This is a genomic window from Bradyrhizobium sp. 2S1, assembly GCF_011516625.5.
In the GTDB taxonomy this organism is placed as follows: domain Bacteria; phylum Pseudomonadota; class Alphaproteobacteria; order Rhizobiales; family Xanthobacteraceae; genus Bradyrhizobium; species Bradyrhizobium septentrionale.
Genome location: NZ_CP147717.1, coordinates 9,430,033 through 9,444,962, shown reverse-complemented (window position 1 = coordinate 9,444,962; position 14,930 = coordinate 9,430,033). Strand labels below are relative to the sequence as shown.

The following is a 14,930-nucleotide window of genomic DNA, read 5'->3' as shown; positions in this document are numbered from 1 at the left end:
AGAGGACTCTTTGGTTTGACGCGTTTTCTTCACGCGAACCGGGAGACCACTTCGCTCGAAAGCGCTATGCTCCTCACAAGATCTGGAGGAAACAGGCGAGGAAACAGGCATGGCGAGCGAGTTTGCGGCGGGCAATTACCGGTTCATTCCGGCGGTGTTTCAGTATTCAAGCGGCGCGCAGGCGAATGCGGGCTATGAGATCGAGCGGGTCCGCTTCGATCGATTGCTGCCGCTTGCGGAAGGTTTTGCGCAGATTGCGGCCTACATCCGGGATGCCGGCCGGCCGCTGACCTCGTTCTGCGCCTGCGAGTTGCGCTCGCCGGCCGCATTCACCGAGGACGGTTTCCGCGCCTTCAACCAGCACTATGTCAAGACGCTCGCCGAATGGGGCCTGTTCGACGGCACCATCAATCCGGTGGCGCGCAGCAATGTCTGTCCCGAGATCGATCCGCCGGCCGAGCCGTCGTTCTATGCGTTCTCGTTCACGCGGCCGAGCACGAGCGCGTCGCCGTCCTTCGTAATCGCGGGTGGCGCCGAGGCACGCGGCGGCGCCGGCAGCTATCCCGAGCGCATCGTTTGCTATCGCGATCTCAGTCCCGGCGCGTGGCGGGAGAAGGTCCGTTTCACCACGGGCGAGATGGAGCGGCGTCTTGCCGAGTTCAGCTTTGGCTGGCCGGAGACGACGGCGGTGCAGGCCTACACCGTGCACGATGTCCATCCCGTCATGGTCGACGAGCTGGTCCGCCGCGGCGCCACCCGCTCGGGCCTGACCTGGCACTTCTGCCGCCCGCCGGTGGTCGATCTCGAATACGAGATGGATTGCCGAAGGGTGCTGAGAGAAGTGGTGATTTAGCTTCCGCCGTCATTGCGAGGAGCTCGCGGCAAAATTGTAAAGCAATTTTGCGTTGAAGCGAGGAAGCAATCCATGGCTCCGCATACTCGATGACAATGGATTGCTTCGCTTCGCTCGCAATGACGTGGATAGAGCTACGCGCACAATCTTTCTCCGTCATCCTGAGGTGCGAGCTCTTGCGAGCCTCGAAGGATGCACGGCCACCAGCGGGGGCCCGTCGATCCTTCGAGACGCGCTACGCGCTCCTCTGGATGACGGGAAAGGACTAGCTGCGGCCGCTGCGACGGTTACCGCGCCTTCGGGTCCAGCGCGTCGCGCAGGCCGTCGCCGATCAAATTGAACGACAGCACGACCAGGAAGATCGCAAGTCCCGGCCAGACCGCTATCCATGGCGCATTGGTGAGGAAGCGCTGCGCGGCGTTGAGCATGCTGCCCCAGGACGGCGCCGGCGGCTGCTGGCCGAGGCCGAGGAAGGAGAGTGCGGCTTCCGCAATGATCGCAGCCGCGATCGACAGCGTCGCCTGCACCAAAAGCGCCGGCAGGATGTTCGGCAGGATATGGACCAGCGCGATCCGCCAGCGCGGATTGCCCATCGCGCGCGCGGCTTCGACATAGTCCTCGACCTTGATGCTCATCACCTGACCTCGGGTCAGGCGAACGAAGATCGGGGTCGCCGAGATGCCGATCGCGATCATCGCATTGCCGAGGCTCGGGCCGAGGAAGGCGGAAAGCGCGATCGCCAGGATCAGGAACGGGCAGGCCAGCATCGCATCAGTGATACGGCCGATCAGCGCGTCGATGAAGCCGCCGCGATAGCCGGCGAGCAGGCCGAGCGGCACGCCGATCGAAAGCGCGATGCTGACCGAGATGAGGCCCGCCAGCAGCGAGGCGCGGGCGCCGTACACGACACGCGCCAGCACGTCGCGACCGAGTTCGTCGGTGCCGAACCAGTGCTGCGCCGACGGCGCCTTGCGCACCAGCGACCAGCTCGTCGCGATCGGATCGTAGGGCACGATCAGCGGCGCGAACACCGCGAGCAGGATGAAGGTCGCGATCACGACGAGGCCGGCGACGGCGCCCTTGCGCTTCATCAGCCGTCGCCAGGCGCGGCGCGACGGGCTCTCCAGTGCTTCGGAGGCAGCAAGCGGGACCATGCTGAGAGCGGTGTCGGTCACAGGGTCAGCCCCTCAGCCGCGGGTTGACGAGGATATAGGCGATGTCGGCGATCAGATTGAGCGCGATGTAGATCGTCGCGGTGGTCAGCACCTCGCCTTGCACCACCGCGTAATCGCGGTTGAACACCGCATCCACGATCAGCTTGCCGAAGCCGGGGATCGAGAAGATCTGCTCGGTGAGGACCGCGCCTGATAGCAGCGTGCCAAGCTCGAGCGCGCCGAGCGTGATGATCGGCGTCAGCGCGTTGCGCATCGCATGCTTGAGGATCACCGTGCGCTCCGAGAGCCCCTTGGCGCGCGCGGTGCGGACATAGTCGCTCTCCAGCACCTGCAGCATGGCGCTGCGGGTATGCCGCATCAGGATCGCCGCGATCGCATTGCCGAGCACGAAGGCCGGCATGATCGACGCCGCAAGACTGGCGCGCCAGTTCTCGCTCAAAGGCACGTAGCCGGAAGCCGGCAGCCAGCCAAGCTCGATCGAGAACAGGAAGATCAGCATGATGCCGAGCCAGAAATTCGGCGTTGAGATGCCCCACAGCGCGAACAAATTGGCGCCGTAGTCCCAGGCGGAGCCCTTCTTCACGGCCGAGACGATGCCGGCAGGAACCCCGATCAGGAAGGCGATCACGATCGCCATGCCGCCGATCTGCAGCGTCACCGGCAGCTTCTGCGCGATCAGGCTGAGCACCGGCATCTTGTTGCGCAAGGACTCGCCGAAATCGCCCGACAGCACGCCCTTGATCCAGTAGACATATTGCACCGGGATCGGCTGATCGAGGTGATACTGCTGGCGGATCTGCTCGATCACGGCCGGATCGCGCTCCTCGCCGGCCATCACCAGCGCGGGATCGCCCGGCAGCAAATGCTGCAGCGAGAAGATCAAGATCGACACGAAGAACAGCGTCGGGACGAGCTGAACCAGCCGCTTGGCGAGGAAGTTCAGCATTGCCAGCCCTGCGTCTCTGGTGGCGCGACGGTCATTTCAGCTTCAGCCCGACCACGCGCACCAGGCCATCGGGCATCTGCCGGTAACCGTCGACCTTGGCGGTGTGCGCGATCAGCAGCTTGCGGTGATAGAGGTAGATGATGGGCCCGTCATTGAGCAGGATCTTGGTCAGCTTCTCGTAGATCGCCTTGCGCTGCGCGGGATCAGCGGTCAGCCGCGCGTCCTCCATCAGTCTGTCGGCTTCCGGATTGGAATAGCCGCCGTCGTTCTGCGGGGCCTTTGAGTGCATGAAGATGTAGGAATTGCCGTCGGGATCGATCCGGCCGCTCCAGTTGATCTGGAATATTTGGAATTCGCCGGCCTGGGCCTGCTTGAAAGTGGTGGCAAACTCGACAACACGGATCTTGATGTCAAAGCCGGCTTCGGCCGCCATCGACTGGACCACCTGTGCCACCGCTTCATACTCCGTGCCCTTGGGCACCATGTAGTCGACGGTAACCGGCAGCGCGACACCGGCCTCCTTCAACAGCGCCTTGGCCTTGGCGACGTCGCTGCCGCGAACCGGAAACGCCTTCTGGTAATAGGGATGGGTGGGAGAGACCCATTGATTGCCCGGCGTGAACTCGCCGTTGAACACGACCTGGTTGAGCGCCTCACGATCGATCGCCAGATCCAGCGCCTGGCGCACCTTCTCCGACTGGCTGAGCGGTCCCTTGGCCTTGTCGTTGGCAATGTTGATGGTGAGGCCGAGATAGCCGAGCTCGGGCGCCGTCGACAGCACGAGCTTCGGGTCGGCGCGAACATCCTTGATATCGGTCGCCAGCACCCGCTCGATCAGATCGAGCCCGCCGGATTTCAGATTGGCCAGCCGCACGGTGGCATCCACGATCGGCAGATACACGATGCGGTCGATGAAGACGTTGTCCCTGTTCCAGTAGTCGGCGAATTTCTCGAACACGATGCGGTCCTGCTGCACGCGCTCGACGAATTTGTACGGTCCGGCGCAGACCGGATGCAGGCCGAACTTGTCGCCGGCCTCCTTCGCCGCTTTCGGCGACACCATCATGCCGGCACGGTCGGTGAGCTGGGCGATCAGGGGAGAGTATCGCGTCTTCAGCACCAGCTTGATGGTGAGCGGATCGATCACCTCGACATGATCGAGGCTCGCAAGCTCCGACTTGCGGAACGAGGTCGGCAGCGTCATGTGGCGGTCGAGCGAGAACTTGGCCGCTTCCGCATCGAACGGTTCGCCATCCTGGAACTTGACGCCGGGCCGGAGCTTGATCGTGACCTCCTTGCCGTCGGCGGATGTCTCGTGCGACAGCGCGAGCTGCGGCACGATGTTGAGCTTTTCGTCGATGTCGAACAGCTTGTCGCAGAACGCGGCAAACACGATACGGCCGACATAGGTGCGTGCGGTCGAGGGATCGAGGATGTCGGGATCCTCGGCAAGGCCGATGCGCAGCGTGGTCTGGGCTTGAGCCCGGGTTTGGGCGCCCGCGCCGAGCGCGAGCAACAGCGCGGCTGCCGCCGCTAAACGAAGCATCTTCATCACACCGTTCCCCATGTTCACGCGCCGACCTTAAGTCCCGACTGTACCAACCCCGGGACGTCCGGCTCCTTCCGCCGCGCCAAAGGCCGCCAACAGTTTTTCCAGCGTCGGCGAGAAGCCGCCGTCAGACGGGACGATCGCATCGTCCCGCGGCAGCTCCGCCGTCCGGTGACACGCCGTTGCATGTCCGGTGCCATCTTCAGCGAGCGTGGCGCTTCGCTGCGGCAGCGCTCGATCGCATAGGGACATCTTGTGTGGAATCGGCAGCCCGCGGGCGGATGCAGCGCACTCGGCAGCTCGCCCTGCAGCACAATCCGGCTGCGCTTTGCCTTTGGTTTAGGCACCGGGATCGCCGACAACAGCGCGCGGCTGTAGGGATGGCGTGGGGCGGCGAACAGCGCCTGTGCATCCGCCGTCTCGACGATGGTGCCGAGATTCATCACGGCGACGCGATCGGCGATGTGCTTCACGACCGCGAGATCGTGCGACACGAAGATGTAGGCGAGCTTCAGGCGATCCTGCAGGTCGCGCAGCAGGTTAAGGATCTGCGAGCGGATCGAGACGTCCAGCGCCGACACCGGCTCGTCGCAGATGATCAGCTTCGGCTCGACCGCGAGCGCCCGCGCAATCGCGATGCGCTGGCGCTGGCCGCCGGAGAATTCGTGCGGGTAGCGGCGCGCAAAGCGCGGCTCGAGGCCGACCAGGCGCAGAAGCTCCTCGACCCGCTCGCGGCGGCGTGCCGGCGGTACCAGGTCGTGCAGCGCCAGCGGCTCGGTCAGGATCTGGCTCACCGTCATGCGCGGGTTGAGCGAGGCGTAGGGGTCCTGGAAGATCAGCTGCGCGTCGCGGCGGAACGCGCGCAACTGCTCGGCATTGAGCGCGCCGAGGTCGCGGCCCTCAAAACGGACGCGCCCGGCGTCCGGCTCGATCAGCCGCAGCACCAGGCGGCTGACGGTAGATTTGCCGCAGCCGGATTCGCCGACCAGTGCCAGTGTCTTGCCGGCCTCGACCGTGAAGCTGACGCCGTCGACCGCTTTCACATGGGCGGTCGGCCGCCCGAACATCGACCGTTCGGCGACGAAATGCTTCACCAGCCCTTCGACCTCGAGCAGCACGGTCATCGGTGTTGCCCTCCGTGTCCCGGGCGCAGTGCAACGCGAAGTGTTGCGCTGCTGAACCGGGACCCATGTCTCGTGACGCTCGCTGTGGGCCCCGGTCCAGCAGTGCACCACCGCGCTGCGCTTGTGCTGCACTGCGCCCGGGGCACGAGAGTGAGGAGCCCAGCCGTCATGACACCAGCTGCTCCAGCGGCGCCCTGATGCAGCGCGAGGCGTGGGTCGCGCTCAGCATCGCGAGCGGCGGCGGCGCTTTGGTGCAGGCATTCTCCACGAACGGGCAACGCGCGGCAAAGCGACAGCCCGCGGGCGGGTTCGCCATGTTCGGCACCATGCCCTCGATGGTGGCGAGATGGCTGGTGCGGCGGTCGAGCCGCGGGATCGAGCCGAGCAGGCCGACCGTGTAGGGATGCTGCGGATTGGCGAACAGCTCGTCGACCGGCGCGCGCTCGACGATCTCGCCGGCATACATCACCGCGACCTCGTCGCAGACTTCAGCGACAACGCCGAGATCGTGGGTGATCAGGATGATCGCAGGCTCGGCTCGCGGCCTTCAGCTCGCGCATTAGATCGAGGATCTGCGCCTGCAGCGTGACGTCGAGCGCGGTGGTCGGCTCGTCGGCGATCAGAAGCTGCGGATCGCAGGCCAGCGCCATCGCGATCATCACGCGCTGGCGCATGCCGCCGGACAGCTTGTGCGGGAACTCGTCGATGCGTTTCTCGGGCGAGGGGATATGCACGCGGCGGAGCAGCTCGATGGTGCGCTCGCGCGCCGCGCGGCGGGAGCCGCCGCGGTGACGCAAGATGGTCTCGGTGATCTGGTCGCCGATCGTGAAGCTCGGGTTGAGCGAGGTCATCGGCTCCTGGAAGATCATGGCGAGACGGTTGCCGCGCAGGTCGCGCAGCGTCGCGTCCGGCACGTCGAGCAGGTCGAAGCCGTCGAAGCGGATCGCGCCGGAGACTTCAGCCGATTGCTTCGGCAACAACCCCATGATGGCGAGCGAGGTCACGCTCTTGCCGCAGCCGGACTCGCCGACCAGGCCGAGCGTGGCGCCGTTGGCGACGGACAGATCGACGCTATCGACCGCGTGCGTAATGCGGCCGTCGTCGCCGTGGAACGTGACGCGCAGGCCTTCGATCTCGATCAGCGGGCCTGCAGTCATTCGCGGCTCGTGGTTGCCGCAGCGATGCCGGCATCGATCTTGGCGCGGTCGCTGGTTCCGGCCGGATTGCCTCGGGTCGGCATGAAGTTCCGGAACGGCACCCAGTGCTCGCGGCTGACGGCTTCCAGCCGCTCCAGCTCGCGCAAGGGATCGGCGTGATCGTCGACCCGCAGGTCGAGCAGCGGCCATTCCTCCGCGCCGTGGATCAGGAGTGCCGCCGATTGCTTGCCGCGCTTGTCGCCGCCGGCCGCTTCGCCGGCGAACATCGCCTTGATCAGCCGCTCGGCGAACGGGAGTTTTTCGCCTGCGGAATACACACGCGCGGTCTCGTCAAGCACAGCGGGGCCGGCCAGCATGTTGCCGGCGATCGAGAAGCCATCGCCCGCGATATGGCCGAACCAGTCGATGCAGTCCTTGCCGGAATGCGCAGCGAAGTGACCCGTGCTGTCCATGACATGGACCTGCCGACTCTCGCGGCCGCTGTCGGTCGCAAGCAGCGCCGCGATCGCCTCATGCGGGCTCTTGCCCTCGCGCAGCAGCGCGAGGCCGTCGATGCCGTAATAGGGATTGACCAGCGCCTGCGTCGCGACCGCGATGCCGAGCTGGCCGGTGGCGCTGTCGCGGGCGATGATCGACCAGGTCATCTCGTGTCTCTTCTCCCTCTCCCCGCTCTTCGCGGGGAGAGGGCTGGGGTGAGGGGCTCGTTCCGCGAAAGCGGCAGATATCGAGTTTGCGGAGGCTCCCCCTCACCCGGATCGCATCTGCGATGCGATCCGACCTCTCCCCGCAAGCGCAGGGCTGTCCGGGGAATGATTCACTGTGTCGCGGTGCATGCTCGGCAAAACCGAGGCAAATCGGTCTTTTCTGGTTGTCGAGACACAGAAGGCCGAGCATGCGATTTCGCGATAGCATTTTTAGTAGGCTGCTTGAACCGATCAATCGGCGGCAGTTTCAGACGGCTGTGGATCGTCTGGACGGGGATGCCTACGACAAGTCGTTCAAGAGCTGGGATCACCTGGTAGCGCTGATCTATGCGCAGTTGAGCGGGAACAACAGCCTGCGCGCCGTGGTGACCGGCTTCAACGCCAATCCTCAGCATCACTATCATCTGGGCACCGGCAGGTTGTCCCGCTCGACGCGGTCGGATGCCAATACCCGCCGCCCGTCCAGCATTTTTGCGCAAACCTTTGCACGATTGTCGGCGATGGCAAGCCGGCAGTTGCGGGGCGAAGGCAAGGAGATGGTGCGCCTGATCGACGCCAGTCCGATCCCGCTTGGCAAAGTTTGCACCTGGGCGGTGTGGAACGGCCGCATCCGCGGCATGAAGCTGCACGTGGTCTACGATCCCAAGGGCGATATCCCGAAGTGCGTCGAGGTGACGGCTGCCAACGTCAACGATATCGAGATCGGTCGCCAGACTCCGATCCAGGCCGGCACAACCTACGTGTTCGACAAGGGATATTGCCGTTTCGACTGGTGGCAGAAGATCAATGATAGCAAGGCTTTCTTCGTGACCCGGCCGAAGACGAGCATCCGGCTACGCGCGGTCAGGCATCGCGCCATCCGCAACAGCAAGGGGGACGGCTTCAGGATCATCGTCGACGACGAGGTGAAGCTCACCAGTAAGGGCGACTCGCGTTTGCCGATACCGCTGCGGCGCATCAAGGTCAGGCGGGAGAACGGCGGCGTGATCACGCTTCTCACCAACGATACGACCCGAACGGCCGTCGAGATCGCCGCCCTCTACAAGAGCCGGTGGCAGATCGAACTGCTGTTCCGCTGGATCAAGCAGCACCTCGACATCCGCAAGTTCCTCGGCACCAACGACAATGCAATCCGCCTGCAAGTGCTTGCTGCGATGATTGCCTACCTACTGTTGCGCATTGCCGCGCGGACCAACTGCATCAAAATGCTGCCGCTCAGGCTCGCCGAACTCGTCAGCCAGTTCCTGTTCACCCGGCGAGCCTTCGCCAGCATCGACAAGCCTCCGCCAATCAACCCTAGTACCCAGAATCATAGCTGAGTGATACGGCGGCCTTTGAAACGGCGTTGACGGACCTTTTTCTTGGTCCAGACGAAGGGCTCGGCTCTGTCGTTGTATGCGTTGACGTAGGCATCGATGTGCTCCTGAAGCTGCGTGAGGCTTGTGAAGGAGGTGCCGCTGAGCGACTGCCCCTGCAAGATCGAAAACCATACCTCGACCTGATTGAGCCAAGACGCACTTGTCGGCGTGAAATGAAATTGCACGTTGGGGTGGGCCTTGAGCCAATGCTCGTTCTTCTTGTGGGTGTTGAGGTTGTCGAGGATGACGTGAAGCTTCCGGTTCGGAAAAGCCGCGGTGACGCTGTTCATGAAGTCGAGAAACTCGACGCGGCGTCGGCGTTTTGAATGCGCCGCGATGATCTTTCCGGTGGCGACTTCGAGCGCCGCAAACAATGTTGTGGTGCCATGCCGCTTGTAATCGTGGCTCTGGCCGGTCAAGGCGCGGCCATTGGGCAACTTCAGATAACCCTGCGCTCGCTCCAAAGCCTGGATCGAGGGCTTCTCGTCCACGCACAGCACAATGGCCTTCGCGGGCGGGGCGACATAGAGGCCGACAACATCGGCGGCTTTGGCCGTAAAGTTCGGGTCGTTGCTCTCACACCAGGACTTACGAGCCGCGAGGTCAATCTTGTGGCTGCGCAGGAACCGCCAGACATATTGGACGTCAACATCGCCCAGCGCCCCGGCCAGCAGGGGCCCGGTCCAGCGTGCGAACCCGTCCGGCGGCGGCTTGTCCAGCAGCTTCAGAATCCGCTTGTCGGTGGCCTTCGTATAGATTGGCTGCTTGCCCGGTCGCGGCTTGTCTTGCAGCCCTTCAAGGCCTTGGTCGGCATAGCGATGCCGCCAAAGGCTGACAATCCGCGGCTGGACCCCAACTTCCTTGGCGATCGACCGAGTGCTGCGTCCATCCGCCGCCAACAGAACTATCCGCGCCCGCTTCAAATCGCGCTGCAACGTCACCGGGGAGCGGCAACACGCCTCAAGCACCTTGCGATCTTTCCTCGAAAGGTGGACTTCTCTTGCTTCGGGTATCATCCCGACCTTGAATCACGACTCACGCTTTAAGAACAGTAGGTACTAGCCGCCGCAAATGCAGAACGCCCCTCAACCAGATGGAACTCTGCTATGGTTGAATTTCCCCGGACAGCCCTGCCGCAAGCGGGGCGAGGTGGAGTTTGAGGCTCGGTCTGCAATTCGATCCGACGTCATCATGATACGATGGTCATCTCGTCTAGCGGCCCGCGGCATAACCCTGCATGCCGCGCGGGTTGGCCGCGGCACGGCGGCGGGGGCCGACCTTGGAGGCGGCGGTGAGGCGGCCTTCCGACCAATCGGGGCCGATCTCCACCACATGGCCGCGGCGCTTCAATTCGTCGACGGTCGATTTCGGCACGCGGTTTTCCAGCACCAGCACGCCGGGCCGCGCGGTGCGCGGCCAGAACGAGATCGGGAAATGCTCGGAGTGCCATGCCGGCGCGTCGATCGCCTCCTGCAGATTGAGCCGGGCGTGGACATGGCGCAGGAAGAACTGCGTGATCCACTGGTCCTGCTGGTCGCCGCCGGGCGAGCCCCAGGAGAGATACGGCTCGCCGTCGCGCAGCGCCATGGTCGGCGACAGCGTGGTGCGGGGCCGCTTGCCCGGCGCGAGCGCGGCAGGGTGGTTCTCCTCTAGCCAGAACATCTGGGCGCGGCTGCCGAGGCAGAATCCGATCTCGGGAATCTCCGGCGAGGATTGCAGCCAGCCGCCGGACGGTGTCGCCGAGATCATGTTGCCGGCCTTGTCGATGATGTCGAAATGCACGGTGTCGCCGCGCACCTCGCCGAACCGGCCGACAGTCGGCTCGCCCGCGCCCATGGCGCCGACCGCCTCGCGATGCCCCTCGGCGCGCCGCAATTTCACGACGCCGCCGAAGCCTTCGAGCGAGCCGGGGCGGAAGTCGAGCGAGGCATGCTCTTTCGAGATCAGCTTGCGCCGTTCGTTGTTATAGGCATCGGACAGCAGCGTTCCGATCGGGATATCGGTGAACTTGGGGTCGCCATAGAATGTCTCGCGATCGGCATAAGCGAGCTTGGCAGCTTCGATCTGCAGATGGATGAAGTCGGGGCCTGCCGGATCGAGCCCGTCGAGTTCAAAACCCTTGAGCAGCGCGAGCTGCTGCAGCATCACCGGGCCCTGGCTCCAGACGCCGGCCTTCTGCACGGTGTAGCGGCCGTAATCATAGGTGAGTGGCGCCTCGATGGTCGGTTGCCAGCGCGCCATGTCGTCGGCCGACAGCACGCCGCGATGCGGCGAGCCGGAGACGTCCATCACCTCCTGGGTGCGGCAGAACTTATCGATCGCCTCGGCGACGAAGCCTTTCGACCAGGCCTGCCGCGCGCGCTCGATCTGCGCGACGCGGTCGTGGCCTGCGCTCTCCGCCTCGCTCAGGATACGGGTGTAAGTCTCCGCGAGCTTCTTGTTGGTGAAGATGGTGCCGGGCTTCGGCACCTCGCCGTTCGGCAGATAGACGTCGGCCGACGTGGTCCAGTATTTCCGGAACAGCTGCTCGACGGTCTGGATGGTCGCAGACGCACGCTCGACCAGCGGATAGCCGTCACGGGCATAGGCGATTGCAGGCTCCAGCACGTCGCGCAGCTTCATCGTGCCGTAGTCGCGCAGCAGCAGCATCCAGGTTTCGAACGTGCCAGGCACGCAGGCCGCGAGCAGGCCGGTGCCGGGCACCATATCGAGGCCCTCGCTGCGGTAATGCGCGATGGTTGCCTTCGCCGGCGCCGGGCCCTGGCCGCAGATCACCTCGCTTTTGCCGCGCTTGACGTCGTGCACGATAACAGGCACGTCGCCGCCGGGCCCGTTCAGATGCGGTTCGACCACCTGCAGCGTGAAGGCGGTGGCGACCCCCGCATCAAAGGCGTTGCCGCCTTTCTCCAGCGCCGCCATGCCGACCGCGGTGGCGATCCAGTGCGTCGAGGTGACGACGCCGAAAGTGCCTTCGATCTCGGGCCTTGTGGTGAACGGATCGGGGTTGACGTTGCTCATGACGATTGACCGTTTGGCGGCTTGTTGGGTTTCTTGTGCGCGCGCACTTGATCACAGGTGGGCTGGTATGCCAACCGCTTGGTAGACATAGCCGCTCCCATCCGCGTGATCATGCCGGAACGGCGGCGGCAGCATTGTTGACGGCGTGGCAGGCGACGCCATCGATCAGTTCCGGCGTCCTCTCACGGCAGAGATCGAAGGCGAGCGGACAGCGCGGGTTGAACGAGCAACCCGGCGGCGGATCGATCGGGTTGGGAATCTCGCCCTTGACCGGGATGCGCTGGCGCCCGGACATCGCAAGATCGGGAACCGCGCCGAGCAGCATCCTGGTGTAGGGCATCCGCGGGGTCTCGAACAGTTTTCGGCCCTCGGCGATCTCGACGATGCGGCCGAGATACATCACGCCGATCCGGCTCGCCATATGACGGACCACCGCGAGATTGTGACTGATGAAGAGATAGGTCAGGCCGAACTTGTCCTGCAAATCGCGCATCAGATTGAGGATCTGCGCCTGCACGGAGACGTCGAGCGCCGAGGTCGGCTCGTCGCAGACGATGAACTCGGCCTCCGACGCCAGCGCGCGGGCGATCGCGATGCGCTGGCGCTGGCCGCCGGAAAATTCGTGCGGGAATTTTTGGCCGTCGTCGGGGTGCAGGCCGACCAGCGAGAGCAATTCGCCGACCCGGGCCTTGATATCGCGCTCGCCCTGGATCAGGTCGAAGGCGCGGATCGGCTCGGCGACGATGGCGGCGACCCGGTAACGCGGATTGAGGCTCGCATAGGGATCCTGAAAAACCATCTGGATGCGCCGGCGCAGCCGGCGGCGCGCCTGGGCCTGCCGCGGATCGGTCATCGAGACGCCGTCGATAATGACTTCGCCCGAACTCGGCGGCAGCAGGCCGACGACCATGCGCGCAACGGTGGTCTTGCCGGAGCCGGATTCGCCGACCAGCGCAAAGGTCTCGCCGCGCTTGATGTCGAAGCTGACGCCGTCGACGGCCTTCAGGAATTCGAGATGGCCACCCTCGATCACGCGATTGAGCCACGGCTTCGAGACGTCGAAGACACGGCGCAGGTTCTTGACCTCGATCAGCGCCGTGCTCATGCCGCCGTCTCCTTGGCGGGCTCGAACAGATGGCAGGCGACGGATTGTGTGCCCTGCCGGATCGGCTCGGGCCGCTCGACGCGGCAGCGATCGAAGGCAAACGCACAGCGCGGATTGAATGGGCAGCCCGGCGGGATCGCCGACAACCGCGGCATCGAGCCGGGAATCTGCACCAGGCGCTTGTCCTCGCCCGCGAGCGTCGGGATCGCGCCCATCAGGCCCTTGGCGTAGGGATGCAGCGGATTGCGCACCACCTCCTGCACCGGGCCGATCTCGGCGATGCGGCCGGAATACATCACCGCGACGCGGTCGCAGGTCTCGGCGATCACGCCCATGTCGTGGGTCACCAGCATCACGGCGGTGCCATGGTCGCGGCCGAGCCGCTTGATCAGCGCGATGATCTGCGCCTGCACGGAAACATCGAGTGCGGTGGTCGGCTCGTCGGCGATGATCAGCTCGGGCTCGGCGCAGATCGCGAGCGCAATGACGACGCGCTGGCGCATGCCGCCGGAGAATTCGTGCGGGTAGCCGTCGATGCGCTTCTCCGGCGCGGGGATGCCGACCTCGGCCAATAGATCGATGGCGCGCTTGCGCGCGGCGCTTTCGCTGAGATTGGTGTGGGTGCGGATGGTCTCGATGATCTGGTCGCCGATCCGGTAGAGCGGATTGAGGCTGGTCAGCGGATCCTGGAAGATCATGCCGATCCGCTTGCCCCTGACGCGGCGGATCTCCTCCGGCGGAAGATGGTCGATCCGGGTGCCCGACAGCTCGATCTCGCCAGCGGAGATGCGGCCGGGCGGATCGATCAGCCCAATCACCGCCAGGCCCGTGACCGATTTGCCGGCGCGGGATTCGCCGACCACGCCAAGCACCTCGCCCTTGGCGATGTCGAACGACACGCCGTTGATGGCGCGCAACGTCGCGCGGCGGGTGACGAATTCCACCTCGAGGTTGCGTACGGAGAGGACAGGTTTGCTCATCGGAGCTTCGGATTGAGGGCGTCGCGCAGCCAGTCGCCGACGAGGTTGATGGAGAGGATCAGGCCTGCCAGCGCAATGCCCGGGAAGGCGACGATCCACCATTCGCCGGCAAACAAATAGTTGTTGCCGATCCGGATCAGGGTGCCGAGCGAGGGCATGGTATCGGGCATGCCGGCGCCGAGGAACGACAGCGTCGCCTCGGTGATGATCGCGAGCGCCAGATTGATAGTGGCGATGACGAGGATGGGACCCATCGTGTTCGGCAGCACGTGCCGCAGCATGATCGTCGGCGCCGGCAGCCCGATCAGCTGCGCCGCCGCTACATAATCCCTGTTCTTCTCGACCATCACCGAACCGCGCACGGTGCGGGCATATTGCACCCAGAAACTGAGTCCGATCGCGACGATCAGCACGCCGAGCGTGCTCATCTCGTCGAGCCGGTTGCCGAGCAGCGATTTGACGACGCCATTGACCAACAACGCGATCAGGATCGCCGGGAAGGTGAGCTGCACGTCGGCGATCCGCATGATCACACTGTCGACCGCGCCGCCGAAATATCCGGCGACCAGCCCGAGCGCGATGCCGAGCGCGCCGGCGAAGATCACGCCGGCTATGCCGACCGCAAGCGAGATGCGCAGGCCGTAGAGGATCGCCGAGAGAACATCACGCCCCTGCTCGTCGGTGCCGAGCAGGAACGGGCTTTGGCCGTCGGCGGTCCACAGCGGCGCGATTCGCGAGTTCATCAGCTGCAGCTGTGCCGGATCGAACGGGTTCTGCACCGCGAGCCACGACGCGAAGACCGCCAGCAGGAAAAACAGCAGCGTGATCAAGGCGGCGACCATCGTCAGCCGGGAACGGCGGAACGAATAGAAGATATCGCTGTCAAGCGCGCGCCTGAACCAGCCGGCAGGTACATGCGCCTGGTCTTCGGAGCGATGCGGGACGACGGCGTCGGACATCG

11 protein-coding genes and 2 pseudogenes are annotated in these 14,930 nt (G+C 64.7%); 2 read left to right on the top strand and 11 right to left on the bottom strand.

Annotated elements, in window-relative coordinates; genetic code table 11:
* Positions 1-109 precede the first annotated feature (109 nt).
* Positions 110-853: a 2-amino-5-chloromuconate deaminase CnbZ gene (gene cnbZ, locus HAP54_RS45110; RefSeq protein ID WP_166297845.1), complete on the top strand. Its 744-nt coding sequence runs from the start codon at positions 110-112 to the stop codon at positions 851-853.
* Positions 854-1,140: 287 nt separating this feature from the next.
* Here the strand turns inward: cnbZ and HAP54_RS45105 are convergent, their stop codons facing one another.
* The 6 genes and pseudogenes from HAP54_RS45105 to HAP54_RS45080 all read right to left on the bottom strand — a co-directional run bounded on the left by HAP54_RS45105 (position 1,141) and on the right by HAP54_RS45080 (position 7,448).
* Positions 1,141-2,007, bottom strand: coding sequence for an ABC transporter permease (locus HAP54_RS45105; RefSeq protein ID WP_166307071.1), 867 nt, complete (start codon positions 2,005-2,007; stop codon positions 1,141-1,143).
* A gap of 25 nt (positions 2,008-2,032) precedes the next feature.
* Positions 2,033-2,974, bottom strand: a complete 942-nt coding sequence (locus HAP54_RS45100; protein WP_166297844.1) for an ABC transporter permease — start codon at positions 2,972-2,974, stop codon at positions 2,033-2,035.
* 31 nt (positions 2,975-3,005) lie between these two features.
* Positions 3,006-4,526 (bottom strand): ABC transporter substrate-binding protein, encoded by a 1,521-nt coding sequence (locus tag HAP54_RS45095; protein WP_166297843.1) that lies wholly within the window; start codon positions 4,524-4,526, stop codon positions 3,006-3,008.
* A 30-nt stretch (positions 4,527-4,556) separates the two neighbouring features.
* A pseudogene (locus tag HAP54_RS45090) lies at positions 4,557-5,647 on the bottom strand (ABC transporter ATP-binding protein).
* A gap of 166 nt (positions 5,648-5,813) precedes the next feature.
* Positions 5,814-6,804 (bottom strand): annotated as a pseudogene (locus HAP54_RS45085) (ABC transporter ATP-binding protein).
* Positions 6,801-7,448 (bottom strand): DUF1028 domain-containing protein, encoded by a 648-nt coding sequence (locus HAP54_RS45080; protein WP_166297842.1) that lies wholly within the window; start codon positions 7,446-7,448, stop codon positions 6,801-6,803. Before HAP54_RS45080 ends, HAP54_RS45085 begins: the two are co-directional and overlap by 4 nt.
* Before the next feature lie 248 nt (positions 7,449-7,696).
* Between HAP54_RS45080 and HAP54_RS45075 the strand changes: the two genes are divergently transcribed.
* Positions 7,697-8,827, top strand: coding sequence for an IS4 family transposase (locus HAP54_RS45075; protein ID WP_166297841.1), 1,131 nt, complete (start codon positions 7,697-7,699; stop codon positions 8,825-8,827).
* Here the strand turns inward: HAP54_RS45075 and HAP54_RS45070 are convergent.
* From HAP54_RS45070 to HAP54_RS45050, 5 genes are all read right to left on the bottom strand, one after another.
* A complete protein-coding gene (locus HAP54_RS45070; protein WP_166204319.1) occupies positions 8,818-9,882 on the bottom strand; it encodes an IS630 family transposase in 1,065 nt (354 codons plus the stop codon). The genes HAP54_RS45075 and HAP54_RS45070 overlap by 10 nt on opposite strands.
* Before the next feature lie 196 nt (positions 9,883-10,078).
* Positions 10,079-11,884 carry a gamma-glutamyltransferase family protein gene (locus HAP54_RS45065; protein ID WP_166297840.1) on the bottom strand — a complete coding sequence of 602 codons (1,806 nt, stop codon included), beginning with the start codon at positions 11,882-11,884 and terminating at the stop codon, positions 10,079-10,081.
* 109 nt (positions 11,885-11,993) lie between these two features.
* On the bottom strand, positions 11,994-12,989 hold the full coding sequence (locus HAP54_RS45060; RefSeq protein WP_166297839.1) for an ABC transporter ATP-binding protein: 996 nt from the start codon (positions 12,987-12,989) through the stop codon (positions 11,994-11,996).
* Positions 12,986-13,969, bottom strand: coding sequence for an ABC transporter ATP-binding protein (locus HAP54_RS45055; protein WP_166297838.1), 984 nt, complete (start codon positions 13,967-13,969; stop codon positions 12,986-12,988). Before HAP54_RS45055 ends, HAP54_RS45060 begins: the two co-directional genes overlap by 4 nt.
* Complete coding sequence (locus HAP54_RS45050) at positions 13,966-14,928, bottom strand: ABC transporter permease (RefSeq protein ID WP_166297837.1); 963 nt, start codon at positions 14,926-14,928, stop codon at positions 13,966-13,968. The genes HAP54_RS45055 and HAP54_RS45050 overlap by 4 nt, the downstream gene beginning before the upstream one ends.
* Between the last annotated feature and the right edge of the window lie 2 nt (positions 14,929-14,930).